Annotated in this window: 18 protein-coding genes and 6 pseudogenes; 2 read left to right on the forward strand and 22 right to left on the reverse strand. The window is 63.2% G+C overall.

The genetic code is table 11. From position 1 onward, the window contains the following. The coding region (locus OWR21_RS01535) for an FAD-dependent oxidoreductase (RefSeq protein WP_332394444.1) at window positions 1–635 on the forward strand (635 nt) is incomplete at its 5' end. 66 nt (window positions 636–701) lie between these two features. On the opposite strand, the pseudogene OWR21_RS01540 reads toward OWR21_RS01535, so the two are convergent. The 7 genes and pseudogenes from OWR21_RS01540 to OWR21_RS01570 all read right to left on the reverse strand — a co-directional run bounded on the left by OWR21_RS01540 (window position 702) and on the right by OWR21_RS01570 (window position 8,199). Further along, window positions 702–2,485: pseudogene (locus OWR21_RS01540) on the reverse strand (acyl-CoA dehydrogenase). 165 nt (window positions 2,486–2,650) lie between these two features. Next, window positions 2,651–3,585: pseudogene (locus OWR21_RS01545) on the reverse strand (electron transfer flavoprotein subunit alpha/FixB family protein). Window positions 3,586–3,649: 64 nt separating this feature from the next. Beyond that, window positions 3,650–4,399, reverse strand: a complete 750-nt coding sequence (locus OWR21_RS01550; RefSeq protein WP_147216743.1) for an electron transfer flavoprotein subunit beta/FixA family protein — start codon at window positions 4,397–4,399, stop codon at window positions 3,650–3,652. Window positions 4,400–4,587: 188 nt separating this feature from the next. Further along, the gene (locus OWR21_RS01555) at window positions 4,588–5,388 is read right to left on the reverse strand and encodes a MetQ/NlpA family ABC transporter substrate-binding protein (protein ID WP_316874180.1); all 801 of its coding nucleotides are present in this window, start codon (window positions 5,386–5,388) and stop codon (window positions 4,588–4,590) included. A 33-nt stretch (window positions 5,389–5,421) separates the two neighbouring features. Beyond that, window positions 5,422–6,072 (reverse strand): methionine ABC transporter permease, encoded by a 651-nt coding sequence (locus OWR21_RS01560; protein WP_332394445.1) that lies wholly within the window; start codon window positions 6,070–6,072, stop codon window positions 5,422–5,424. After that, window positions 6,062–7,110: pseudogene (locus OWR21_RS01565) on the reverse strand (methionine ABC transporter ATP-binding protein). Before OWR21_RS01565 ends, OWR21_RS01560 begins: the two are co-directional and overlap by 11 nt. 166 nt (window positions 7,111–7,276) lie before the next feature. Then, a pseudogene (locus tag OWR21_RS01570) lies at window positions 7,277–8,199 on the reverse strand (histone deacetylase family protein). 129 nt (window positions 8,200–8,328) lie between these two features. On the opposite strand from OWR21_RS01570, the gene mltB reads away from it, so the two are divergent. Next, complete coding sequence (mltB, locus tag OWR21_RS01575) at window positions 8,329–9,453, forward strand: lytic murein transglycosylase B (RefSeq protein ID WP_332394446.1); 1,125 nt, start codon at window positions 8,329–8,331, stop codon at window positions 9,451–9,453. A gap of 67 nt (window positions 9,454–9,520) precedes the next feature. On the opposite strand, the gene cysM is transcribed toward mltB, so the two are convergent. The 15 genes and pseudogenes from cysM to serC all read right to left on the reverse strand — a co-directional run bounded on the left by cysM (window position 9,521) and on the right by serC (window position 25,059). Further along, complete coding sequence (gene cysM / locus OWR21_RS01580; RefSeq protein WP_332394447.1) at window positions 9,521–10,423, reverse strand: cysteine synthase CysM; 903 nt, start codon at window positions 10,421–10,423, stop codon at window positions 9,521–9,523. A gap of 112 nt (window positions 10,424–10,535) precedes the next feature. Then, window positions 10,536–10,853, reverse strand: coding sequence for a ComEA family DNA-binding protein (locus tag OWR21_RS01585; RefSeq protein ID WP_147218070.1), 318 nt, complete (start codon window positions 10,851–10,853; stop codon window positions 10,536–10,538). A 139-nt stretch (window positions 10,854–10,992) separates the two neighbouring features. Further along, window positions 10,993–11,988, reverse strand: coding sequence for an ADP-glyceromanno-heptose 6-epimerase (gene rfaD, locus OWR21_RS01590; RefSeq protein WP_147218072.1), 996 nt, complete (start codon window positions 11,986–11,988; stop codon window positions 10,993–10,995). Window positions 11,989–12,006: 18 nt separating this feature from the next. Beyond that, the gene (rfaE1, locus tag OWR21_RS01595; RefSeq protein ID WP_051530813.1) at window positions 12,007–12,939 is read right to left on the reverse strand and encodes a D-glycero-beta-D-manno-heptose-7-phosphate kinase; all 933 of its coding nucleotides are present in this window, start codon (window positions 12,937–12,939) and stop codon (window positions 12,007–12,009) included. Between the two features lie 38 nt (window positions 12,940–12,977). Then, entirely contained in the window at window positions 12,978–14,342 is a 1,365-nt protein-coding gene (locus OWR21_RS01600) for a UDP-glucose dehydrogenase family protein (protein WP_332394448.1), read from the reverse strand. Between the two features lie 64 nt (window positions 14,343–14,406). Continuing rightward, window positions 14,407–15,680: pseudogene (gene lapB, locus OWR21_RS01605) on the reverse strand (lipopolysaccharide assembly protein LapB). A 3-nt stretch (window positions 15,681–15,683) separates the two neighbouring features. Beyond that, window positions 15,684–16,007, reverse strand: coding sequence for a LapA family protein (locus tag OWR21_RS01610; protein ID WP_147218081.1), 324 nt, complete (start codon window positions 16,005–16,007; stop codon window positions 15,684–15,686). A gap of 182 nt (window positions 16,008–16,189) precedes the next feature. Beyond that, window positions 16,190–16,618, reverse strand: coding sequence for an integration host factor subunit beta (locus OWR21_RS01615; protein ID WP_147218083.1), 429 nt, complete (start codon window positions 16,616–16,618; stop codon window positions 16,190–16,192). 45 nt (window positions 16,619–16,663) lie between these two features. Further along, a complete protein-coding gene (rpsA, locus tag OWR21_RS01620; protein WP_027677877.1) occupies window positions 16,664–18,352 on the reverse strand; it encodes a 30S ribosomal protein S1 in 1,689 nt (562 codons plus the stop codon). A gap of 135 nt (window positions 18,353–18,487) precedes the next feature. Continuing rightward, window positions 18,488–19,183, reverse strand: a complete 696-nt coding sequence (cmk, locus tag OWR21_RS01625; protein ID WP_147218088.1) for a (d)CMP kinase — start codon at window positions 19,181–19,183, stop codon at window positions 18,488–18,490. A 26-nt stretch (window positions 19,184–19,209) separates the two neighbouring features. Next, entirely contained in the window at window positions 19,210–20,514 is a 1,305-nt protein-coding gene (gene aroA, locus OWR21_RS01630; RefSeq protein ID WP_332394449.1) for a 3-phosphoshikimate 1-carboxyvinyltransferase, read from the reverse strand. A gap of 26 nt (window positions 20,515–20,540) precedes the next feature. Then, window positions 20,541–21,448 (reverse strand): annotated as a pseudogene (locus OWR21_RS01635) (prephenate dehydrogenase). 97 nt (window positions 21,449–21,545) lie between these two features. Continuing rightward, window positions 21,546–22,670, reverse strand: coding sequence for a histidinol-phosphate transaminase (gene hisC, locus OWR21_RS01640; protein ID WP_332394450.1), 1,125 nt, complete (start codon window positions 22,668–22,670; stop codon window positions 21,546–21,548). A 52-nt stretch (window positions 22,671–22,722) separates the two neighbouring features. Beyond that, a complete protein-coding gene (gene pheA / locus OWR21_RS01645) occupies window positions 22,723–23,838 on the reverse strand; it encodes a prephenate dehydratase (protein WP_027677882.1) in 1,116 nt (371 codons plus the stop codon). Window positions 23,839–23,925: 87 nt separating this feature from the next. Continuing rightward, window positions 23,926–25,059 carry a 3-phosphoserine/phosphohydroxythreonine transaminase gene (gene serC / locus OWR21_RS01650; protein WP_332394451.1) on the reverse strand — a complete coding sequence of 378 codons (1,134 nt, stop codon included), beginning with the start codon at window positions 25,057–25,059 and terminating at the stop codon, window positions 23,926–23,928. Between the last annotated feature and the right edge of the window lie 41 nt (window positions 25,060–25,100).

The following is a 25,100-nucleotide window of genomic DNA, read 5'->3' on the forward strand; positions in this document are numbered from 1 at the left end:
GTTTCAACAGCACGATCAACAGCCTCATCTTCAAGAACGACGCCGTCCGCGGCGCGCTGGTCGACGGCCAGCCGATCGACGCCGACCTTGTGGTCGTGGCGCTGGGCAGCTACAGCACGCCGTTCCTGAAGAATCTGGTGAACGTGCCGGTCTACCCGCTCAAGGGTTTCTCAATCACCGTACCGATGACGGATGCGGAGAAGAGCCCCGTGTCGACCATCCTGGACGAGACCTACAAAGTGGCCGTGACGCGCTTCGACGACCGCATCCGCGTGGGCGGCATGGCGCAGATCGTCGGCTACGACAAGCGCCTCGACCCGGGCAAGCGCAAGACGCTGGAGTTCGTGGTCAACGATCTGTTCCCCGGTGCCGGTGATGTGTCGCGCGCGTCGTTCTGGACCGGCCTGCGCCCGATGACGCCGGACGGCACGCCGATCGTCGGCCAGACGCCCGTGCGCGGCCTGTGGCTCAACACGGGGCACGGCACGCTGGGTTGGACCATGGCATGCGGCTCGGGCAAGCTGCTGTCGGATCTGGTGTCGGGGCGCTCACCTGCCATCCGCTCCGATGACCTCTCGGTGTATCGCTATCTGGGCGGCACGCCGACGCCCGCAACCAAGCCTGCGCTGGCCTGATCGCCTGCGCTGCATGCAATGAAAAAGGGAGGCCGAAGCCTCCCTTTTTTGTCCTGCTGGTGCCGCTCAGAACTGGACTTCCGGCACCGCGCCGATCGTCTCGCCGCCGGTCAGGATCGACTGTGCGATACCCGGCGCCTGCGTGAGCAACACGTCTGCAAACACGCGCGCTGTGGCGATCTTCGCGCCGTAGAAGTTCGGATCTTCGCTTTCGCGGTCGATGGCCACCAGCAGCGCACGCGCCATCTGCCAGCCCGACAGCACGATGCCGCACAGCCGCAGATAAGGCACGCTGCCCGCAAACACGGCGTTCGGCTGCGCCTTGGACTGCTCGACCACAAAGCGCACCACCGATTCGAGCGCCTCGCGGCCCGCCGCCAGACGTGCACGCATCGCGTCGCAATGCGCACCGCCCTTCGCCGCCAGGGCCGCTTCCACCTTGGCGATTTCCGCGCAGATGCCCAACGCCACCGCGCCACCGTCACGCACCGTTTTGCGGCCGATCAGGTCGTTGGCCTGGATGGCCGTGGTGCCTTCGTAGATCGGCAGGATGCGCGCATCGCGATAGAACTGCGCGGCGCCCGTCTCTTCGATAAAGCCCATGCCGCCGTGCACCTGCACGCCCAGGCTCGTCACGTCGATCGACATCTCGGTGCTCCAGCCCTTCACGATCGGCACCAGGAATTCGTACAGCGCTGCGTTCTGCTTGCGTGCAGCGTCGTCGGCAGCGTGATGGCCGGCATCACACGCAGCAGCAGCCACATAGGCCAGCGCACGCGCGCCTTCCGTCATGGCACGCATCGTCAGCAGCATGCGCTTGACGTCCGGGTGGTGAATGATCGGCACGGCCTTGGCAGCAGAGCCATCCACCGGGCGGCTCTGCACACGCTCGCGCGCATAGGCCACGGCCTTTGGTACGCGCGCTCCGACACGCCAATGCCCTGCATGCCCACCGCATAACGCGCCGCGTTCATCATGATGAACATGTATTCCAGGCCGCGATTTTCTTCGCCGACCAGCGTCCCGATCGCGCCGCCGTTATCGCCAAATTGCAGCACGGCCGTCGGGCTCGCCTTGATGCCAAGCTTGTGTTCGATCGACACGCAGTGCGCATCGTTGCGCGCGCCCAGCGAACCATCTGCATTGACCATGAACTTCGGCACCACAAACAGCGAGATCCCTTTCACGCCTTCCGGTGCGCCCGGCGTGCGCGCCAGCACGAGATGGACGATGTTCTCGGCCATGTCGTGCTCGCCCCAGGTGATGAAGATCTTCGTGCCGAAGATTTTGAACGTGCCGTCGCCCACCGGCTCGGCGCGCGTGCGCACAAGTGCCAGGTCGGAGCCCGCCTGGGGTTCGGTCAGGTTCATCGTGCCGGTCCATTCGCCCGAGATGAGCTTGGGGACGAAAAGCTGTTTCTGCTCTTCCGTGCCGGCCGTCAACAACGCCTCAATGGCGCCATCCGTGAGCAACGGGCACAGCGCGAACGACAGGTTCGCCGCGTTCAGCATTTCGATACACGCCGTGGCGATCAGCTTCGGCAGGCCCTGGCCGCCGTATTCCACCGGATGCTGCACGCCCTGCCAGCCGCCTTGGCCGAACTGCGCGAACGCCTCCTTGAAACCCGCGGTGGCGGTGACGACGCCGTCCTTCCAGCTGCTCGGGTTACGGTCGCCTTCCACATTCAGCGGCGCAACGACTTCACCGGTAAAGCGCGCGCTTTCTTCCAGCACGGCCTGCGCCGTGTCAGCGGTGGCGTCTTCAAAACCGGGCAGCTTGGCGACGTTGTCCAGGCCGGCCAGTTCGTTCATCACGAACAGCATGTCCTTGACGGGGGCTTGATAGGTCATGTCTCTCTCCAACTCTCGTTAAGCGCGATCAGGACAGCGCCGCATCGGGTCGTGACGCGCTCTCCTGATGGCGCTTGCGTAAAAAAGCCGTTTCCAAACAGGTCGGAAACGGCTTTGCGTCGGGCATTGCGGCGCACCTTAACCAAGGCACGCCGCACGGTGAAATCAGCCCAGTGCGGTCACCAGCTCCGGCACGACGGCGTTCAGGTCGCCCACGAGGCCGTAGTCCGCCACCTGGAAGATCGGAGCTTCCGGATCCTTGTTGATCGCCACGATCACCTTCGAATCCTTCATGCCAGCCAAGTGCTGGATCGCGCCCGAGATACCCACGGCGATGTACAGCTGCGGCGCGACGATCTTGCCGGTCTGGCCGACCTGGTAGTCGTTGGGCACGAAGCCGGCGTCCACTGCGGCACGCGAGGCGCCCAGCGCTGCGCCCAGCTTGTCGGCCAGCGGCGTCAGCACCTTGGTGTAGTTCTCGCCCGAGCCCACGCCGCGGCCACCCGACACGATGATCTTCGCGGCGGTCAGTTCCGGCGGTCGCTCTTCGTCACTTCGCGCGAGACGAATTGCGAGATGCCGGCGTCAGCCACGGCGGTCAGGCTTTCGGTTGCAGCCGAGCCACCGGTGGCGGCAGCGGGGTCGAATGCCGTGCCGCGCACGGTGATCACCTTCACCTTGTCGGTCGATTGCACGGTGGCAATCGCGTTGCCGGCGTAGATCGGGCGCTCGAAGGTGTCCGGGCCGTCGACCTTGGTGATGTCGGACAGCTGGGCCACGTCCAGCTTGGCGGCCACACGCGGCAGGATGTTCTTGCCGTAGGCGGTGGCGGGCGCCAGGATGTGGCTGTAGTTACCGGCAACGGCCAGGGCCTGCTCGGCGACGTTCTCGGCCAGGCCATCGGCAAACTGCGGGGCGTCGGCTACCAGCACCTTGGTCACGCCGGCGATCTGCGCGGCGGCCTGTGCAGCCGCGCCGCAGCCAGCGCCGGCCACCAGCACGTGGACATCACCGCCGCATTGGGCGGCGGCCGTCACGGTGTTCAGTGTCGCGGCCTTGATGGATTGATTGTCGTGTTCAGCAATAACGAGTGCGGTCATCTTGATCTGCCTGTTCGGTGTGCGTGAAGTTGCGTGCGTTGCGGGAGGGTTACAAACCCGCCGCTTACAGCACCTTGGCTTCCGTCTTGAGCTTGGACACCAGCGTGGCCACGTCGGGCACCATCACGCCGGCGCTGCGCTTGGCGGGCTCGACCACCTTCAGCGTCTTCAGGCGCGGTGCAACGTCCACGCCCAGGTCTTCCGGCTTGACCGTGTCGAGCTGCTTCTTCTTCGCCTTCATGATGTTCGGCAGCGTGACGTAGCGCGGCTCGTTCAGGCGCAGGTCGGTGGTGACCACGGCCGGCAGCTTGACCGACAGGGTTTCCAGGCCGCCGTCCACTTCACGCGTGACCGAAGCCTTGCCGTCAGCAATCTGCACCTTCGAAGCAAACGTAGCTTGGGGCAGGCCTGCCAGCGCAGCCAGCATCTGGCCGGTCTGGTTGGCATCGTCGTCAATCGCCTGCTTGCCGAGGATGATCAGCTGCGGCTGTTCCTTGTCGACCAGCGCCTTGAGCAGCTTGGCGACGGCCAGCGGCTGCAGTTCTTCAGCGGTTTCAACGAGAATGCCGCGGTCGGCGCCGATGGCCATGGCGGTGCGCAGGGTTTCCTGGCACTGCGTCACGCCGCACGACACGGCGATCACTTCGGTAGCGACGCCCGCTTCCTTCAGGCGGACCGCCTCTTCCACAGCGATCTCGTCGAACGGGTTCATGCTCATCTTGACGTTGGCAAGATCGACACCGCTGCCGTCCGTCTTCACGCGAACCTTCACGTTGTAATCGATCACGCGCTTGACTGCGACCAGGACTTTCATGCGCTCACTCCACTAATTGATAAGACGATTTTGCAAAACGCCGGCCATTATAAGGGGGCCGGTCGCCCGCGTAATTTTTCCGAACGGTCGTGCTATTTTAACCGCGAAAATTTGCCGGACGCCAGTTAAACGTCCGGCAATCTGTTTGGTAGAACCCTCTACCGGATCACCGAAGGATCACGAAGTGGTTACCAAGCCACAATCACCGCATCTTTGTACTTCGTCTTGACGAAGGACTTCACGGCGTCGGAATGATACGCCTTCACGAGCTTGGCGACCCAGGGTTGATCCTTGTCGGCCACGCGGATGGCGATCACGTTGGCATACGGGCCCTTCGGGTTTTCGATGGCGATGCCGTCCTTGGTCGGGTCCAGGCCGGCCTTTTCAGCGTAATTGCCGTTGATGGCGGCGGCATCCAGATCATCCAGCGAGCGAGGCAGCTGCGCGGCGTCGAGCTCGACGAACTTCAGCTTCTTCGGGTTATCAGCCACGTCGCGCGGCGAAGCCTTGAAACCGGCGTTCGGCTTGAGCTTGATCACGCCTTGCGATTGCAGCAGCAGTAGCGCGCGGCCGCCGTTGGTCGGGTCGTTCGGCAGACCGAAGCGCGCGCCGTCCTTCAACTCCTTCAGCGACTTGATCTTCTTGGAGTAGATGCCCATCGGGAAGGTGATGGTCTGACCGACACTCACGAACTTGTAGCCGCGCGTGGCGATCTGGTCATCCAGATACGGCTGGTGCTGATAGCTGTTGGCGTCCAGGTCACCGGCAGCCAGGGCCGCGTTGGGCTGAATGTAATCGTTGAATTCGACGATCTGGAGCTTCAGGCCGTCCTTCTCGGCAACCTTCTTCACCTCTTCCATGATCTCGGCGTGCGGACCGGCGGTCACGCCGATCTTGATCGGCTTGCTTTGCGCGAGCGCGCTGCCTGCGACCAGTGCCAATGCGGCGCCAAGGCTCGCGGACCATTGCAGCAGTTGACGGCGATTCATTGTGTTTCCTCGTTGTGTCTGTCGATTGAGTGATTAACGGTGGCTCAGGCGGCGCACGAGCCAATCGCCCGCCGATTGCACCGCCTGCACAAAGACGATCAGGATGACGACAACCGCCAGCATGATGTCCGATTCATAGCGCTGATAGCCGTAGCGGATACCCAGGTCGCCCAGGCCGCCGCCAATGGTGCCCGCCATCGCCGAGTAGCCGACAAGGCTGACGAAGGTGATCGTCAGGCCGGCGAGGATGCCCGGCATCGCTTCAGGCAGCAGCACCTTGTAGACGAGCTGACCGGTCGTCGCGCCCATCGATTGCGCCGCTTCGATCAGGCCACGGTCGACCTCGCGCAGCGCAGTCTCGACCAGACGGGCAACAAACGGAATCGCAGCAATCGTCAGCGGGACGATGGCCGCGGCGGTGCCGATGGACGAGCCGGCCAGCAAGCGCGTGAACGGAATCACCGCGACCAGCAGGATGATGAACGGCACCGACCGCACGGCATTGACGACGAGGCCGGCCACGCGATTGAACGCCGGTGCCGACAACACGCCGCCCGCAGTCGTCAGATACAGCAGCACGCCCAGCGGCACGCCGAACAGCGCGCCAATGCCACCGGACACGCCCACCATCGCAAGCGTTTCCCAGAAGGCGGGCAAAAACAGATCGGTCAGGTCAGACCACATGATTGATCTCCTCGACCACCACGCCTTGTTCGCGCAGGAAGTTCATCGCGTTGTTGATGTCGGCGGTATCGCCCGATGCCAGGATCGCCAGCGAGCCGAACGCCTGGCCCTGAATCTCGTCGATATGGCCGTGCAGGATGTTGAAATCGAGCCCGTAGTTGCGGATCGCCTGCGCCAACACCGGCTGGTCCACGCCTGCGCCGGTAAAGGCCAGGCGGAACAGGTGGTCACGGCCGCCTTGCTCACGTGCGGTGAGGCGGCTTTCGACACGCGCCAGAACGGTGGGCGGCAGCTCTTGCGAGATCACCTCGCCGATGAGCGCGCGCGTCACGTCATGCTTGGGTTGCAGGAACACATCGATGACGCGGCCCAGTTCGACCACGCGGCCGGCGTCCAGCACCGCCACCCGGTCGCACACCTGCTTGATGACTTCCATCTGGTGCGTGATCAGCACGATGGTCAGACCAAGCTCGCGATTGATCTTGCGCAGCAGGTCCAGAATCGAGCGCGTCGTCTCCGGGTCGAGCGCGGAGGTTGCCTCGTCGGAGAGCAGCACATCCGGCTGGCTCGCAAGCGCGCGCGCAATGCCGACGCGCTGCTTCTGGCCACCGGAAATCTGCGCGGATAGCGGTCCTTGTGCGCGGACAGGCCCACCAGTTCGAGCAGCGGCAAGACGATCTCGCGGATGCGTTCGCGCGATGTGCCGGCCAACTCCAGCGGCAAGGCCACGTTGTCGTACACGGTGCGCGACGACAGCAAATTGAAGTGCTGGAAGATCATGCCGATCTTGCGGCGCGCCTGGCGCAGCCCATCGGCGTTCAGTGCAGTGAGTTCCTGCCCCGCCACGGTGACGGTGCCGGCGGTCGGCCGATTCAGCAGGTTGATGACACGGACCAGCGTGCTCTTGCCCGCGCCGCTACGGCCGATGATGCCGAAAATCTCGCCCCGATTGATGGTCAGGTCGACGTCGCGCAGCGCGTGGACGTCATGGCCGCCCGCTCCCCGAAAGTGCTGCGATATCCCCTTAAGTTCGATCATGCGTACAGACAAAAACGGCAACCGCCCTGTTTCGAGGCCGTTGCCGTCTCTTTTTTGTTGGAATGAGGCGCTAGTGTAAGGCAGGCCCTACATGCGAGGAACGATTCTTTAACGATGTCTTTATTACTTTTTCAAATGACATCGACGAATCGTCATCGTTCAGCGCTTAAAGCTCGGCCAGCGCCTTGACGTGCGCCACGACGCTGCGGCCGAGCGCGCTGAGGTTGTAACCGCCTTCCAGGCAGCTGACGATGCGGCCCTTGGCATGCGTGCGGGCCACCTGCATGAGCTGCTGCGTGATCCAGGCGTAGTCCGCCTCGACCAGGCCCATCTGGCCCAGATCATCTTCGCGGTGCGCATCGAAGCCTGCGGAGATGAACAACATCTCGGGCCGGAACGCGTCGAGGCGCGGCAACCAGATCGTTTCCACCACCTCGCGCACGGTCAGGCCATTGGTGTACGCCGGCAGCGGGATGTTGACCATGTTGGCCGCCACCGCCTCGGTGCCGGAATATGGATAGAACGGGTGCTGGAAGATGCTGCACATCAGCACGCGCGGCTCGTCGATAAATGCCGCTTCGGTGCCATTGCCGTGGTGCACGTCAAAGTCGACGATCGCCACGCGCTGCAAGCCGTGATGCTCCAGCGCATGGCGCGCGGCCACGGCCACGTTGTTAAAAAGCAGAAGCCCATCGCGCGGCCGGGCTCGGCATGGTGGCCAGGCGGGCGGACGCTGCAGAAGGCATTTTCCAGTTCGCCGGCGATGACCTTGTCGGTGGCATCCACCGCGGCACCCGCGGCCAACACTGCGGCCATGTATGTGTGCGGGTTCATCGAGGTGTCGGGATCGATCGGCATGTAGCCGGCAATCGGCACACTGGCCACCAGCTCGCGCACGTACTCGGTGCGATGTACGCGGCACAGCTGCGCCTCGGTCGCGGGAGGCGCTTCGCATGGAACGAGCAGGTCGTCGATCCGGCTGGCGATGAGCTGGTCTTCGATCGCGCGCAGGCGGTCCGGGCATTCGGGATGATGCGGGCCCATCTCGTGCCGGAGGAATTCGGGATGCGTGTAGAGGCCGGTCGCCATGTTGTTGTGATCCGGTGTGCTTCAGTGTCTCCAGCCGCTACGTTAGCACGGCTGTGCGACAACGCCGCGCGCCCGGGCGATCCCACAGACGCATCCGCTACAATGCCCGATCCCGTTTGAAGCCCGCCCATGAGCCAATCGCCTTCTTTCCGTCGTCCCATATTGCGCGCCCTGGTGGCTGGCGCAGCGCTCTCCGCGCTCTCCTTCCCGGCACTCTCGCTGGCTGCCAAGAAGGCCGCCAAATCGCCCAAGCGCCGCGTCGCGGTGCATGAAGAAGAGATCGACCCCGATCGTTATCGCAACAATCCGCAAACGCAGGCCTTCATCGGCATGCTCGTCGCGCAGTACAACTTTGACCGGACGTCGCTCGATACGCTGTTTGCCGGCACGGCTTATTCCGCCACGGTGGCGCGCCTGATCCTGCCGCCGGCCACGCCGGCGCGTCGCAGTTGGACAGCCTATCGCGGCCGCTTCATCGAACCCATCCGGATTGGCGCCGGCGTACGCTTCTGGCAGCAATACGGCGACACACTGCGGCGCGCCGAAAACGAATTCGGCGTGCCGGCCGACGTGATCGTGGGCATCCTGGGCGTCGAGACCATCTACGGCCGCGACATGGGCAACTTCCGCGTGATGGATGCGCTGTCCACGCTGGCCTTCGACTACCCCGACACGCCCAACCGCGAAGACCGCAGCACGATGTTCCGCAACCAGTTGAAAGATTTCCTGCTCTGGTGCCGGGACACGGGCACGGACACGTTTTCGGTCCTGGGTTCGTATGCGGGCGCAGTCGGCATTCCGCAGTTCATGCCGACCAGCATCCGCGAATACGCCATCGATTACGACCGCGACGGCCACATCGATCTGCGCAACAGCGCGGTGGACGCCATCGGCAGCGTCGCGCGATTCCTTCAGATGCACGGCTGGGAGCCGAACCGCCCCGTGATGTGGAACATTGCCCGCGATGCCGACAGCCAGGGCATTGCGGCCGCCGCTGCAGACGGCCAGCCGTATCCAGGCATGACACTATCCAGGCTCACACGCGCCGGCCTGGCGCTGGCTCCGGGTGTCGATGTCGCTCGCGAGCAGGAAACCGAAGTGCTGATGATCGATCTGCCCACACCTGGTCAACCGACCGAGTACCGTGTCGGCCTACGCAACTTCTACGTCCTGACGCGCTACAACCGCAGCTTCTTCTACGCGGCCGCGGTGTACGAGCTGGGCCAGGCCGTGCGGCAGGCGATGCAGGGTTGATGGCCGTCAGCGCAAATGAAAAAGCGCAGCTTTGGCTGCGCTTTTTTAATGGCGATGCGGCGTCCCGTCAGGCAGGGAAGACGCCCGTCGACAGGTAACGATCGCCCCGGTCGCACACCACGAAAACGATCGTGGCGTTCTCGACTTCCTCAGCTACACGCAGCGCCACGCACAACGCGCCGGCCGCGGAGATTCCGCAGAAGATCCCTTCTTCGCGAGCCATGCGACGTGCCATGTGTTCGGCGTCGGACTGGCTCACCGGCTCGGTGCGATCGATGTACTTGGGATCGTAGATCTTCGGCATGTACGCTTCGGGCCACTTGCGGATCCCTGGGATGCGTGAACCCTCTTCCGGCTGCGCGCCGATGATCTGGATCTCGGCGTTCTTCTCTTTCAGGAAGCGCGAGACGCCGGTAATCGTGCCCGTCGTGCCCATCGCCGAAACGAAATGTGTGATGCGGCCTTCGGTGTCGCGCCACAGTTCAGGGCCGGTGGTCTCGTAGTGCGAGAGCGGGTTGTCGGGGTTCGCAAACTGATCGAGGATGACGCCCTTGCCTTCCTTCTCCATCGCGTCGGCCAAGTCGCGAGCGTATTCCATCCCGCCCTTGACTGGCGTCAGGATGATCTCTGCGCCGTAAGCCGCCATGCTCTGGCGGCGCTCCACCGACAGGTCTTCCGGCATGATCAGCACCATCTTGTAGCCGCGCACGGCGGCAGCCATGGCCAGCGCAATGCCGGTATTGCCCGACGTCGATTCGATCAGCGTATCGCCCGGCTTGATGCGGCCTCGCGCTTCAGCGCGCTTGATCATGGACAGCGCTGGGCGGTCCTTAACCGAGCCGGCCGGGTTATTGCCCTCAAGTTTGCCGAGGATGACATTGCCGCGGCGCGCGTTGCCTTCGCCGGGAATGCGTTGGAGCTGAACCAGCGGTGTGTTGCCGATGGTGTCTTCGATGGTGAGGTAGGCCATGATGCGTGAGGGAGGGGAATCGAAGCATTGTAATGCAGCCCAAATCCCTCCCCCACACATGGCGAAACGCCCCGCTCGGACGGGGCGTTATCGACAGCAAGGCCGGAAGCGCTTACTTCTTCTTCGCGTCCTTGGCGTCCTTCTTGGCCGGAACGGGGGCAGGCGCCGGCGTACCGAACGTCAGGCCCTCGTTTTCCAGCTTGGTGAGCGTCTTGTCACCAATGCCGGCCACCCGCGCCTTGAAGTCGGCGGCGTCTTTGTACGGCCCGTTCTTGGTGCGCTCTTCAATGATCGACTTGGAACGCTTGGGGCCGATGCCGGACAACGTCTCCAGCGCTGCGTGATCTGCGGTGTTCACGTCTACAGCGGCCCACGAGGCCGACAGCATCGACAGCGACATCAACGCGGTGGCCAACAGCTTCTTCAACATGTGTTTCTCCTTGGTGTTGGGAATAAAAAACCGCCACACGGGGTGGCGGTTTCGACACATCTTAAAGAGCGCCGTGGCGACGCCGCAGGAAACGAACAAAAAGTCACACGCTGTCTGATTGTTGGCGGCGGCTATGGAATCAGGCCGGCTGCTTCAACAGCCACTGGCAGTACCGCTCCACGCCTTCCTGGACCGTCAGGAACGGCGCCGTGTAGCCCGCTGCGCGCAGGCGGGACTGATCAGCCTGTGTGAAGCACTGATATTTGCCACGCAATGCATCGGGAAACTTCACATACTCGATGAGCCCTTCCTGTGCCAGTTCTTCGGTGGAAAGCGCAGGCTTGCCTTCTGCTCCGCGCAGTGTGTTCACGACTGTCGTGGCGATGTCGTTGAACGGCTGCGCGCGGCCCGTTCCGAGGTTGAAGATGCCTGACTTGTCCGGATTGTCGAAGAAGAACAGGTTGACTTTCACCACATCTTCCACCGACACGAAATCGCGCATCTGGCCGCCTTGCGGATAGCCGTTGTACTCGCCGAACAGCTTGACGGTGCCTTCAGCGCGGAACTGGTTGAAGTTGTGGAATGCCACCGACGCCATGCGCCCCTTGTGTTGCTCGCGCGGGCCATAGACGTTGAAGTAACGGAAGCCGACGATCTGCGACAGCGCGGTCGGCATGACACGGCGCACGACTTGGTCGAACAGCAGCTTGGAATAGCCGTACACGTTCAGCGGCCGCTCGAACTCGGGCTCTTCGCGGAAGGTTTCCGACGCGCCGTACGTGGCCGCCGATGACGCATAGAGGAACTGCACGCCCTGGTCCAGACACGCGCGCATCACCGCCAACGAGTAGCGGTAGTTGTTGTCCATCATGTAGCGGCCATCGGTCTCCATGGTGTCGGAGCAGGCGCCTTCATGGAAGATCGCGCGGACCTTGCCGAACTCGCCGCGCGCAAAGCGCTCGACAAAATCGGTCTTGTCGAGGTAATCGCTGATCTGGCAGTCGACGATGTTCTTGAACTTGTCGGCCCGCGTGAGATTGTCGACGGCGATGATGTCGGTCTCGCCGCGCTCGTTCAGGCCCTTGACGATGTTGGCGCCGATGAAGCCGGCCGCGCCGGTGACGATGATGGTCATGATCTGTTGATCAGGTGATCAGTTGAAGAGTTCTGCGTGCGTGACGACGGCCGTGCCCAGCTTGCCGACGACGATGCCGCCGGCGCGATTCGCGTACTGCACGGCTTCCTTGATGTTTGCGCCGGCGCCCAGCAGCGTGGCCAGCGTCGCGATGACGGTATCGCCCGCGCCCGAAACATCGAACACCTCGCGCGCCTGCGCCGACACATGCAGCACTTCGTGTTCGGTGTAGAGCGTCATCCCCTCTTCCGAACGCGTAAGCAGGAGCGCTTCGAGCTGCAGTTCGCGGCGCAGATTCTGTGCACGGATGGTGAGGTCCTGTTCCGACTTCCACGAGCCGACCACCTGGCGCATTTCAGCGCGGTTGGGCGTGATCATGGTGGCGCCCCTGTAGCGCGAATAATCGTCGCCCTTGGGGTCCACCAGCACGCGGCGGCCCGCCTGGCGCGACGTCTCGATCATCTTGCCGACATGCGTGAGACCGCCCTTGCCGTAGTCCGACAGCACCACCACGTCGTGCTGCGGCACCAGCGTGGAAAAACGGTCGAGCACCGACATCAGCACTTCGTGCGTGGGCGCGTTCTCGAAATCGACGCGAATCAATTGTTGCTGACGTGCCAGCACGCGCAGCTTGATCGTCGTGTTGACTGCCGGATCCCGATGCAGGTGACCGGTGACGTGGCTCTCGCCGAGCAGCGTTTCGATGCTCCGGCCCGGCTCATCGTCGCCAATCACACCGAGCATGGCCGCCTGCGCGCCGAGCGCCGCCACGTTGCGCGCCACGTTGGCGGCACCGCCAAGGCGTTCGTCCTGGCGCTTGATCTGCACGACGGGCACCGGCGCTTCCGGCGAAATCCTGTCGACGTCTCCAAACCAGTAGCGGTCGAGCATCATGTCGCCGACCACGAGAATGCGGGCGGCGTGGATCTGTTCGGAAGCGAGCGTGGTCATGTGTCTGGGCGTCGGCAGCGGCCGGTGGCTCTTGGTGATTACGATTGGGTGGAACGCCCGATGGCCTGGTATTCAAAGCCCGCTTCGCGCATGGCTTGCGGCTCGAACAGGTTGCGACCGTCGAACACCATCGGCGTCTTCAACAGGGCCTTCACGGCGTTGAAGTCGGGGCTGCGGAACGCCTTCCACTCGGTCACGATGACCAGCGCGTCGGCATTCTTGAGCGCGTCCATCTGACCGGCGCAGAACGTCACGCGTTCCAGTTGTTCGGCAGAAAGATCAAGCGCCAGCGCATGGCGAGCTTCTTCCATCGCAACCGGGTCATACACTTGAACACGTGCGCCACGGGCCAGCAGCGCGGCAATCAGGATACGGCTCGGCGCTTCGCGCATGTCATCGGTGTTCGGCTTGAACGCCAGGCCCCAAATGGCGAACGTGCGGCCCGTCAGGTCAGCGCCCATGCGGTCTTCGATCTTGCCGACCAGCACTTCCTTCTGCTTGTCGTTGACGGCTTCAACGGCTTCCAGCACATGCAGCGTCTGACCGTACTCCTGCGCCGTGCGCACCAGCGCCTGCACGTCCTTGGGGAAGCACGAACCGCCGTAGCCGGTGCCGGCGTACAGGAAGCTGTAGCCGATACGCGGGTCGGAGCCGATGCCCAGGCGAACGAGTTCGATGTCAGCGCCCACCTTGTCGGCCAGATTGGCCATCTCGTTCATGAACGAGATGCGCGTGGCCAGCATCGAATTGGCGGCGTATTTGGTGAACTCGGCGGAGCGCACGTCCATGTAGAACGTGCGCTCGTGGTTGCGGTTGAACGGCGCGTAGAGCGTGCGCATGATGGCCTTGGCACGCAGACCGTCGTTATCGCCATACGTGCCGAGCACGATGCGATCCGGACGCATGAAGTCGTCCACCGCAGCGCCTTCTTTCAGGAACTCCGGGTTCGACACGACCGAGAAGCCGATGTCCGACTTGCCACGCGTTGCCAGCACTTCGCCAACCGCAGCGCGCACCTTGTCGCCCGTTCCCACGGGCACCGTCGATTTGTCGACGATCACCTTGAAGCCCGTCATGTGCTGGGCGATGTTGCGGGCAGCCGCCAGCACGTATTTCAGGTCGGCCGAGCCGTCTTCATCGGGCGGCGTGCCAACAGCGATGAATTGCACATCGCCGTGCGCCACGCTGGCAGCCACGTCGGTCGAAAACTGGATGCGGCCAGCCGCGCGGTTACGCTCGATCAGCTCCTTGAGGCCCGGTTCGTAGATGGGCACGCCGCCGGCGTTCAGCAGGTCGATCTTCTTCTGGTCGACGTCGAGGCAGAACACATCGTTGCCCAGCTCCGCCAGACATGCGCCGGTGACCAGACCGACATAACCGCTACCGATGATGGTGATTTTCATACGAACACTTAAAAATTAAAAAAGCGCCAGCGCGGCCGCTACACACCTACCGCGCCGGACTGAATTACATGCTGGCGCCGCCACTGCCGCCGAGCGTCTCGGTACGGCGGGGAGCATACGTTTCCCAGCGGTTGCAGCCCGGGCACTGCCAATAGAACAGACGTGCGCGGAAACCGCACTCCTGACAGGTATAGCGCGCCAGATTGCGGGTACGGCTTTGCAGCAGATCGCGGATCGCGCCGAGATCCTGCGCGCGCTGGATGTCGGCATTGCTTCCCGCTTCGACCGGGTCAGCCAGCGCACTCTCCGCCACATCGACTGTCGCGGGCGCTTCATGGCCAACGGCCTCAGACGCACGGGTCGCTTCGGCTTCCACCAGCCGCGTCAACGCCATCAACGAAGGCTGACGACGGATCTGGTCGCGCATCAGCGCCACCGCATCATCGATGCCGTGTACGTCCAATTCGTATTTGTAGACGGTATCAAGCAGTTCGGGGCCCAGGCGTGCGTCCATCTTGGAGCGCAGCCAGGCCAGCCCTCGGCGGCGCGGCCTAGCTGCGTGTAGGCCTTCATCAGCCGTTCGGCCACCAGCGGCAAGAACGCCGTGTTTTGCTGCTCGATGCTGCGCCAACGCTTGATGGCGCCTTCAACATCGCCCTGCCCTTGCGCCACATCGCCCAACTGGATGGTGGCGCGCACGTTCTTGGGATTCTCCTGCAGCGCACGCTCCAGCCATTCGACGGCGGTCGGCACGTCCTTGCGTTGCAGCGCTTCCTGCGCGACTTCGCAGCAGAACTGCGCGATCTGCACGGCGTAATCCTTGCCTTGCAGCTTCTGCAACTCTCGGGCGGCGTCAATGGCCTTGCGCCACTCCTTCTCGACTTCATACAACTCGAGCAGCACGCGCTTGGCTGGCTCGGCAAATGTGCCTTCCATCAGCATGCGCAGCGATTCCTCGGCGCGATCCAGCAGGCCCGCGCGCAGAAAATCCTGCCCAAGTTCAAACAACGCGTGATCGCGTTCATTGGACGGCAGATCGGGACGATTGACGAGGTTTTGGTGAACGCGAATGGCGCGTTCCGTTTCGCCGCGCCGGCGGAACAGGCTGCCGAGCGCAAAGTGCAGTTCCGTGGTCTCCGGGTCCAGCCGCGCAACTTCAATGAAGGCGTCGATCGCCTTGTCGGGCTGCTCGTTGAGCAGGAAATTCAGCCCCTTGAAATACGAGCGCGGCAGCGACGATTGTTCGGTGCGCAACTGGCGAGCGTCGAGCCGCGCAGCCACCCAGCCCAAGCCAAACACCAGGGGGATGGCTAACAGCCACCAGAGATCAAAATCCATGCGTCAGACCTTGGGGCCGGGAACGTGATACGGAGAATCGGCAACAACGGGCGTCGGCACTTCGGTCACCTCTTCGGCCTTCTCCATGCGACCGATCTGGCGACGCAGGCGGCTTGCCGTGAAGCGATGCCGCATGACGCGCGGCGCCATCGCCAGCATGGCCAGCAAGATACCGGCGACAAAGAACGCCAAGGCGATCAGGATCAACGGTGCGTGCCAGACCACGCCCAACGGCAGCACGAGCGAGACTTCCGCCGTGTTGTGCAGTGCCAGCACGAAGAGCAGCACAAACAACAGGATGCGGATGACCCAGACGAGAAATTTCATGCGGATTCGGAAACGGGCGGCGGTGCAGCAGCCGGATGCGGCGCGATTGCCGTGTTGTGCCGCATTGTAGCGGATTCATATGCCGGCAAGCCACGCCAGGCTTGGCGGCAGACAAGCACTGCCAGAATAAAAAACGCCCCGGCGAGCGGGGCGTTCCTGAAACTACCAAATGCTGCCTGGCCTCAGCGCGACATGGCCAGCGGCACCGCGGTGTCTACCGGAAAACCGGCAGCCTGGCGGGTGCTGTCAACCTGTCGCGCAGCCTTTACAGCCGCGAGCGACACAGCAGACTCGCCCTCCGAAGAAGGCTCGCCCTGTCGCTCGAGGCTGCGGTCAACCCGTTCGCGCAACTCCTTGCCGGCTTTGAAGTGCGGCACCCGCTTTTCGGGGACCAGCACCTTCTCACCGGACTTGGGATTGCGACCGACGCGCGGCGGACGACGATTCAGACCGAAACTCCCGAATCCGCGGATCTCGATACGGTGGCCGTCCGCCAAGGCGTCGGACATCGCATCCAGGATCGTCTTGACCGCGATATCGGCGTCCCGCAGCAGCAGCTGCGGAAAGCGGGCGGCCAGCTTTTCCACGAGTTCGGACTTGGTCATGGGCATCGTGCGCGCGTCCTCGTCGTTCTTTAGGGTCGACCCAGCGGATGCTTACTGGTTGGTTTCGTTCAGCTTGGCCTTCAGCAGCGCGCCGAGGTTCGTGGTACCAGCTGCGCCGGTATCCGCCGAGAACTTCTGCATCGCTTCCTGTTGGTCGGCGCTGTCCTTCGCCTTGATGGAAACGTTGATGTTGCGCGACTTGCGATCGATGTTGACGATCATCGCGGTCATCGTTTCGCCTTCCTTCAGCACGTTGCGGGCATCTTCCACGCGATCGCTCGAGATTTCCGAGGCGCGCAGGTAGCCTTCCACGTCGTCAGCCAGCTGCACCACGGCACCCTTCGGATCAACGGCCTTGATCGTGACCTGCACGATCGAGCCCTTGTCGTTGGTCGAGATGAAGTTGTTGAACGGATCGCCCGACAGTTGCTTGATACCCAGCGAGATGCGTTCCTTGTCGACATCGATGGCCAGCACAACGGCTTCCACTTCGTCGCCCTTCTTGTACTTGCGAACGGCTTCTTCGCCAGTCTCTTGCCACGACAGGTCCGACAGGTGCACCAGGCCGTCGATGCCGCCCGGCAGACCGATGAACACGCCGAAGTCGGTGATCGACTTGATCTGGCCGGCCAGCTTGTCGCCCTTCTTGTGGTTGCGCGCGAAATCGTCCCACGGGTTGGCCTTGCACTGCTTCATGCCCAGGCTGATACGACGCTTGTCTTCGTCGATATCCAACACCATGACTTCCACTTCGTCGCCCAGCTGGACAACCTTGGACGGAGCAACGTTCTTGTTGGTCCAGTCCATTTCCGACACGTGGACCAGCCCTTCGATGCCGGCTTCGATCTCGACGAACGCGCCGTAGTCGGTCAGGTTGGTCACCTTGCCGAACAGGCGGGTGCCTTGCGGGTAGCGGCGCGAGATGCCGACCCACGGATCTTCGCCCAGTTGCTTGACGCCCAGCGAGACGCGGTTCTTCTCTTGGTCGAACTTGAGGATCTTGGCGGTGATTTCCTGGCCAACCGACAGCACTTCGCTCGGGTGACGCACACGACGCCATGCCAGGTCGGTGATGTGCAGCAGACCGTCGATGCCACCCAGATCCACGAACGCGCCGTAGTCGGTGATGTTCTTGACGATACCGTTGACGATCGCGCCTTCCTTGAGCGTTTCCATCAGCTTCTGACGCTCTTCGCCCAGCGTGGCTTCAACCACGGCACGGCGCGACAGCACAACGTTGTTGCGCTTGCGATCCAGCTTGATGACCTTGAATTCGAGGGTCTTGCCTTCGTACGGCGTGGTGTCCTTGATCGGACGCACGTCGACGAGCGAACCCGGGAGGAATGCACGAATACCGTTGACCATGACGGTCAGACCGCCCTTGACCTTGCCGGTCACGGTACCGGAGATGATCTCGCCGGATTCCAGTGCCTTCTCAAGGTTCAGCCACGAAGCCAGACGCTTGGCCTTGTCGCGCGACAGGATGGTGTCGCCGTAGCCGTTTTCCAGTGCGTCGATCGCGACCGAAACGTAGTCGCCGACTTGCACTTCCAGCTCGCCCTGATCGTTCAGGAATTCTTCGACCGGAACAAAAGCTTCAGACTTCAGGCCCGCGTTCACAACGACGAAGTTGTGGTCGATACGCACAACTTCCGCAGAGATCACTTCGCCAGCCTTCATATTGGACTTGGCGATCGACTCTTCGAACAGGGCGGCAAAAGATTCGTTAGTTTGGGACATAAAAGATAGGCATCCGCACAACATGCCTCGCATTGCTTTCGCAGAATGGGCGAAGACACGCATGCGGGGTTACGAGTTGAACAACCGCCGGCAGCGACATGCCACCGGCACCGAGATCGAACCAGTTCAGCCGGTTCAGTTCGCCTTGTTGGCGCCCTGCACCTGGCGGTACCAGTCCAGTACCTGCGCGACCACTTCATCGACCGTCATGTCGGACGAATCCAGTTGCCGCGCATCTTGCGCCGGACGCAACGGCGCGACACTGCGGGTACGATCCCGCAAATCACGCGCCTCCAAGTCCTGCGAAAGACTTTCCACTGTAGCAGAAAAACCCTTTGCAATCAATTGTTTATAGCGCCGCTCGGCGCGTGCCTGCACGCTCGCCGTCAGGAACACCTTGAGCACCGCTTCGGGGAAAACCACCGTGCCCATGTCGCGGCCGTCAGCCACCAGGCCGGGCGCCTCAAGGAACGCCCGCTGACGTGCGTGCAACGCCTCACGCACCGCGCCATGCACGGCGATGGCCGACGCCTGGTTGCCGACCGACTCATGACGCAAAGCCAAGCTCACATCTTCACCCTTGAGCCAGATATGGTCTGCCTTGAAACGCACATCCAAGTCGCGAGCGATACGCACGAGGCTGTCAACGTCATGGTCGTCGATGTTCTCGCGCATGCTGGCAAGCGCCACCAGCCGGTACAGCGACCCACTATCCAGCAGGTGAAAACCAAGCAGATCAGCGACTTGGTGGGCGACCGTGCCCTTGCCCGATGCGGTCGGACCGTCGATGGTGATGACCGGGTACGGCGTGGAAGCGGCAGTGTCGGACATGGTGGGTGCTGGCAGTTAATTGCGGGTCAAGCGGTGATGCCACCGAACGCCGTGAAGTATTCCGGGAACGTCTTGGCGACGCAGCGCGGGTCGTTGATGCGCACCGGCACCGGGCCGAACGCCGCCAGCGAGAAAGCCATCGCCATACGATGATCATCGTAGGTGTCGATGCCGCCAGCGGGCGGCGTCCATTGCGACGGAGGCGTCACGCGAATGTAGTCTGCGCCCTCTTCCACCTCGGCGCCGAGCTTGCGCAGTTCGGTGGCCATGGCGCTCAGGCGGTCGGTTTCCTTGACGCGCCAGCTCGCGATGTTCGTCAGCGTGGTCGTGCCGTCGGCAAACAGCGCAGCGACCGCCAACGTCATTGCCGCATCTGGAATGTGGTTGCAATCCAACTCGACGGCGTGCAGCTTGCCGTCATCGCGCTCGACGCCGCGCACTTCGATCCAGTTGCCGCCAGCCATGACGTTGGCGCCCATGCGGTTCAGCGCGTCGGCAAAGCGGACATCGCCCTGGATGCTCGACATGCCAACGCCCTCCACGCGCACGGGCCCGCCGCCGAGCGCGCCGGCGGCCAGGAAGTAAGACGCCGACGAGGCATCGCCTTCCACAAAGATCTCGCCCGGCGCCTTGTAGGCCACGCCGGTCGGCACCGTGAACGACGCCCAGCCGTCACGCGCGACCTGCACGCCGAAGCGCGCCATCAGATTCAGTGTGATCTCGATGTAAGGCTTGGAGATCAACTCGCCAACCACTTCGATGGTGACGTTGCCGGCAGACTCCACCAGCGGCAACGCCATCAGCAATGCCGTCAGGAACTGGCTCGACACATCGCCGCGCACGCGAATCGGAGCGTCGATCCTGACCGGCGCGGCGTGGATCGCCAGCGGCGGATAACCTTCGTTGCCCGTGTAGTCGATGCGCGCCCCGACTTGGCGCAGGCCGTCGACCAAGTCGCCGATCGGCCGTTCGTGCATGCGGGGCACACCGTGCAACGTGTATTCGCCACCTTGCAGCGCCAGCGCGGCCGTCAGCGGACGGATGGCTGTGCCCGCGTTGCCCATGAAGAGGTCGGCCGACTTGTTCGGGAAACGGCCGCCGGTGCCGGTCACACGGTACGCGTTGTCGCCCAGGGCTTCGACCGATACGCCGAGCTTGCCAAGCGCATCCAGCATGACCCGCGTGTCGTCAGAGTCGAGCAGGTCGCGCACCACGGTTTCGCCCTGCGCGAGCGCGGCGAGCAGCAGCACACGATTGGAGATGCTCTTCGAGCCAGGCAGCTTGATGGTGCCGCGCGCCGTCTTCAGGGGGCCGACGTCGAGATGTTCCATGAATCCACTCAGTTCAAAACAAAACGTTATTCGGATTGCGCATCCGCGGCATTGCCGGGTGCGACCCGTTGCGGCCACGCCAGGCGCGCTTCGCTGGCCCGGCGGAACACGCGCTCAAGCGCTGCGCCGTCGCGCTCCGCAATCATGGCCTTCATGCGGCCGATCACCGCTTCGTAGGTGGTGAGTTCGCGCAATAGCGCTTCGCGATTCGATAGGCAGATGTCACGCCACATTTCGGGCGACGACGCGGCGATACGCGTGAAATCACGGAAGCCGCCGCCTGCGAAATCGAGCTTGAGCGCACCGTCTTCGGCATTGATGATCTGCGCAACCAGGGCGTACGACAGCACGTGCGGCAAGTGGCTGACAGCAGCGAACACGGCGTCGTGCTGCACGGCCGACATGATGTGGCAGTGGGCACCCGCCGCTTCCCACATCGCCTGCACACGGGCGACATCGCTGCGGCGGTTCTCCTGCAGGGGCACAGCACGGTCTTTTTGCCGACATAGAGATCGGCCAACGCGGCCTCCACGCCGTTCAGTTCACGACCGGCGATCGGATGGGCCGGCACGAACTGGCTGACTTGGTCGCCCAGCGCGGTCTTGGCAGCCATGATGACGTCGGACTTGGTGCTGCCGGCATCCGTGACGATGGTGTCCGGGCCCAGATGCGGTTGCATGGCCAGCAGCAACGGCAGCGTCTGGGCGACAGGCGCGCACAGCACGACCATGTCGGCGCCGCGCACGGCCTCTTCCATCGGCAGGGCTTCGTCGATCACGCCGAGTCGGATCGCCGCCTCAAGCGACGCAGCCGATCGCCCGACGCCGACGACACGCCCGACCACACCGGCTCGACGCAACCCGAGCGCCAGCGAACCGCCAATCAGGCCCACGCCGACAATCACCAACCGGGAACTCGAAAAAGAAGAGGCCACAACACCGCCCTGCCAGAAAAAAGCAAAGCGGCATTGTAGCCCGATGTGCGCGGCGCCCGATGCCTGAAACGGGGCGCCACGGCGGTTGCGACGGAAGCTACGCGGCCGCTTTTTCCTGCGCCAGCGCTGCCTCCAGGGCGGCGATGAATGTGGCGTTCTCTTCCGGCAAGCCGATGCTGATGCGCAGCCATTGCGGCAAGCCGTAGTTGCCGACCGGACGCACGATCACCCCTTGCTTGAGCAATGCAACGTTCACGCGCGCACCGGCGCTCGTGTCATCACCCACGCGCACCAGGACAAAATTGCCTGATGACGGCACGTACTGCAGGCCGAGACGATCGAACGCGTCCGTCAGCTGCACGTAACCGGCAGCGTTCAGTTCGGCCGATTGGCGCAGGAATTCCGCGTCGTTGAGCGCCGCCACCGCCGCTGCTTGCGCCAGGCTGTTGACGTTGAACGGCTGGCGAATCCGGTTGAGCAGATCGGTCAACTGCGGTTGCGCAATGCCGTAGCCCACACGCAAGCCGGCCAGCCCGTACGCCTTGGAGAACGTGCGCGACACCAGCAGGTTCGGGTATTGGCGGACCCACGCAACGGAGTCGTACTGCTGCTCCGGGTTCAGGAATTCGTTGTACGCCTCGTCCAGCACGACGACGACCGTCGGCGGCACCTTGGCCAGGAACGCCGCAATTTCACTTGCCGACAGGAACGTGCCAGTCGGATTGTTCGGATTGGCGATGTAGATCAGACGCGTGTCCGGCGTGATCGCAGCGGCCATCGCGTCGAGGTCGTGGCCGTAATCGCGCGCCGGAACCTCGATGGCTCGCGCGCCCACCTCCTGCGCTGCCAACGCATACACGGCAAACGAGTGCTGCGCGTAAATCACAGCCTGCCCCGGCGACACCAACGCGCGAGCTGCCAATTCGAGGATGTCATTGCTGCCGTTGCCGAGCGTGATCCATGTTTCCGGCACGCCAAACTTCGCATGCAGCGCGGCTTTCAGGCTGAAACCGTTGGCATCCGGATAGCGCGCCAGTTCGTCAATGGCCGCAGCCATCGCGCTCTTGGCTGACTGCGGCATGCCCAGCGGGTTTTCGTTGGACGCGAGCTTGACGATGCGCGCGGCATCCAGGCCGAACTCGCGTGCCACTTCGGAAATCGGCTTGCCGGCCACATAAGGGGCAATGGCGCGGACATACTCGGGGCCGAACTGCAAAGACATGGGGTGCTCCTCCGTTATCGACGCTCTGCCCGTGCAGAGCGCCTTGAATCCCTCAATGTGCCGAGGGATAGGACCCCAACACTTTGAAATACGCTGCGTCATGACGCAGCTTTTCCAGCGCGCGCGCTACTTGCGGGTCGCGCTGATGGCCTTCCACGTCGACGTAGAAGTAGTACTCCCAGGCGCCGCTGCGCGCCGGGCGCGACTCGAAACGGCACATCGACACGCCGTTCTCGGCCAACGGGGCCAGCAACTTGTAGACGGCACCGGCCTCGTTCGGCACCGACAAAATCAACGACGTCTGATCACGCCCGCTCGGCTCCGTCTCGTAATTGCCAATCACGACAAAGCGCGTGCGGTTGTGCGGATCGTCTTCCACATTGGCACGCACCACGTGCAGCCCGTAGCGGTTGGCCGCCTGCACGCTTGCCAGCGCGGCCACCGTTTCGTCCTCGCCAGCCATGCGCGCAGCCTCGGCGTTGCTCGACACTGCCTCGCGCGGCAGGTTCGGATAGTTCGTGTTCAACCACCGTTGACACTGCGCCAGCGCCTGCGCATGCGCACGCACCACCTTCACCTGCGACATGTCGCCCGTCTTGTGCAGCAGGTTGTGATGCACCCGCAGCGCAATCTCGCCGCTGATCTTCAGCGACGTCTGCAAGAACAGATCAAGCGTGCGCGACACCACGCCTTCCGTCGAATTTTCGACCGGCACCACGCCGCAATCGACCGTGCCGGACTCGGCGGCACGAAACACTTCATCGATGCTCGGGCACGGCATCGGCTGGATTTCGTGGCCGAAATGCGCGATCACCGCCTGCTCCGAAAACGTGCCTGCGGGGCCGAGGTAACCGATGCGCAGCGCCTGTTCCAGGCCGCGACACGCCGACATCACCTCACGCCAGATGGCGGCGATGCTCTCGTCGTGCAGCGGCCCCGGATTGCCCGACTGCATCTTGCGAATGACCTGCAGTTCGCGATCCGGCCGAAACGCCGGCGACGAATAGCGCTTCTTCACTTCGCCCACTTCCTGCGCCACCTTGGCGCGGTCGGAAAGCAGGGCAAGCAGCTGGTTGTCGATGGCGTCGATCTGCGTGCGCAACGGCGCAAGCTCCGCCGCCAATGCGGCGTCCTTGTTTTGCTTCGTATCGTCTGACTGACTGGTCATTGTAGGAATCGGGTTCGGCAACGGATTGCAAATTGCCGCGCGAAGCGGGCGCTTCGCGCAATGTTCTGCCGTGATCGAGGATCAGCGTTACGCGGACGCTCTTTCAAAGTCACGCATGAAGTCGACCAGCGCCTCGACTCCTTCCAGCGGCATCGCGTTGTAGATGCTCGCCCGCATGCCGCCCACGGACTTGTGGCCCTTGAGCTGCACCAACCCGCGCTCGCGCGCCTGCGTGAGGAAGGCCTCGTTGCGGGATTCGTCGTTGAGGAAGAACGGCACGTTCATGCGCGACCGGCACGTCGGATGGATTTCGTTGCGGTAGAAGCTGCTGGCGTCGATAAAGTCGTAGAGCATCTTCGACTTGATGATGTTGCGCGTCTCCAGCGCCTCGACCCCGCCCTGACGCTTGATCCACTGGAACACGAGCCCGGCGATGTAGATGGCGTAAGTGGGCGGCGTGTTGTACATGGAACCGTTTTCGGCCACGAGACGCCAGTTGAATGCCGACGGGCACAGCGGATGCGCGTGGCCCAGAAGGTCCTTGCGGACGATAGCGATGGTCAATCCGGCCGGGCCGATGTTTTTCTGCGCGCCGCCGTACAGCACCTGATAGCCGTTCCAGTCGATCGGCCGCGAGAGGATGTGGCTCGACACGTCGGACACCACCACACGCCCGTGCGCCTGGCCGACATCGGGCGTCTCCTGATATTCAACGCCAACAATGGTTTCGTTCGTGCACAGGTGCACGTAGGCCGCATCCGACGACAGCTTCCAGGTCGATACATCCGGGATCTTGTGGAAGCGCTCGGCCTCGCTGGTGGCAGCGATGTTCACCTCGCCGTACTTGCGCGCCTCCTGCTGCGACTTGATCGACCACGTGCCGGTGACGACGTAATCCGCCTTCGGCGCATCGGCCGACAGCCGGCGCATCAGGTTCAGCGGCACGATCGCGTTTTCGGCGATGGCACCCCCTTGCAGGAAGAGGATTTCGTAATTGTCCGGCACCGCCAGCTGCCGCAAATCGCTGAACGCTGCCGCCAGAATGCTTTCGAATTCCCGGCCGCGATGGCTCATTTCCATCACGCTCATGCCGCTGCCGTGCCAGGAGACCATCTCCTCCTTCGCCTGCTCCAGCACCTCGAGCGGCAGCACTGCCGGCCCTGCCGAAAAGTTGTACACACGCGCCTGGCTGGCTTGGAGGGCTCGATCCGCTTGGTTCATAGGACGAAGGGCAAAAGAAAAATGGCTGTCTGGGCGCAAAC

It is taken from the genome of Ralstonia sp. 1B3, from assembly GCF_036631435.1.

Excerpts from the sequence above, each read along its gene's own strand:
- OWR21_RS01550 (WP_147216743.1), bottom strand. The coding sequence starts at position 4,399 with ATGAAAGTCCTGGTCGCAGTCAAGCGCGTGATCGATTACAACGTGAAG.
- OWR21_RS01555 (WP_316874180.1), bottom strand. The coding sequence starts at position 5,388 with ATGAATCGCCGTCAACTGCTGCAATGGTCCGCGAGCCTTGGCGCCGCA.
- OWR21_RS01560 (WP_332394445.1), bottom strand. The coding sequence starts at position 6,072 with ATGTGGTCTGACCTGACCGATCTGTTTTTGCCCGCCTTCTGGGAAACG.
- mltB (WP_332394446.1), top strand. The coding sequence starts at position 8,329 with ATGAGCCAATCGCCTTCTTTCCGTCGTCCCATATTGCGCGCCCTGGTG.
- cysM (WP_332394447.1), bottom strand. The coding sequence starts at position 10,423 with ATGGCCTACCTCACCATCGAAGACACCATCGGCAACACACCGCTGGTT.
- OWR21_RS01585 (WP_147218070.1), bottom strand. The coding sequence starts at position 10,853 with ATGTTGAAGAAGCTGTTGGCCACCGCGTTGATGTCGCTGTCGATGCTG.
- rfaD (WP_147218072.1), bottom strand. The coding sequence starts at position 11,988 with ATGACCATCATCGTCACCGGCGCGGCCGGCTTCATCGGCGCCAACATC.
- rfaE1 (WP_051530813.1), bottom strand. The coding sequence starts at position 12,939 with ATGACCACGCTCGCTTCCGAACAGATCCACGCCGCCCGCATTCTCGTG.
- OWR21_RS01600 (WP_332394448.1), bottom strand. The coding sequence starts at position 14,342 with ATGAAAATCACCATCATCGGTAGCGGTTATGTCGGTCTGGTCACCGGC.
- OWR21_RS01610 (WP_147218081.1), bottom strand. The coding sequence starts at position 16,007 with ATGAAATTTCTCGTCTGGGTCATCCGCATCCTGTTGTTTGTGCTGCTC.
- OWR21_RS01615 (WP_147218083.1), bottom strand. The coding sequence starts at position 16,618 with ATGCCCATGACCAAGTCCGAACTCGTGGAAAAGCTGGCCGCCCGCTTT.
- rpsA (WP_027677877.1), bottom strand. The coding sequence starts at position 18,352 with ATGTCCCAAACTAACGAATCTTTTGCCGCCCTGTTCGAAGAGTCGATC.
- cmk (WP_147218088.1), bottom strand. The coding sequence starts at position 19,183 with ATGTCCGACACTGCCGCTTCCACGCCGTACCCGGTCATCACCATCGAC.
- aroA (WP_332394449.1), bottom strand. The coding sequence starts at position 20,514 with ATGGAACATCTCGACGTCGGCCCCCTGAAGACGGCGCGCGGCACCATC.
- hisC (WP_332394450.1), bottom strand. The coding sequence starts at position 22,670 with ATGTCTTTGCAGTTCGGCCCCGAGTATGTCCGCGCCATTGCCCCTTAT.
- pheA (WP_027677882.1), bottom strand. The coding sequence starts at position 23,838 with ATGACCAGTCAGTCAGACGATACGAAGCAAAACAAGGACGCCGCATTG.
- serC (WP_332394451.1), bottom strand. The coding sequence starts at position 25,059 with ATGAACCAAGCGGATCGAGCCCTCCAAGCCAGCCAGGCGCGTGTGTAC.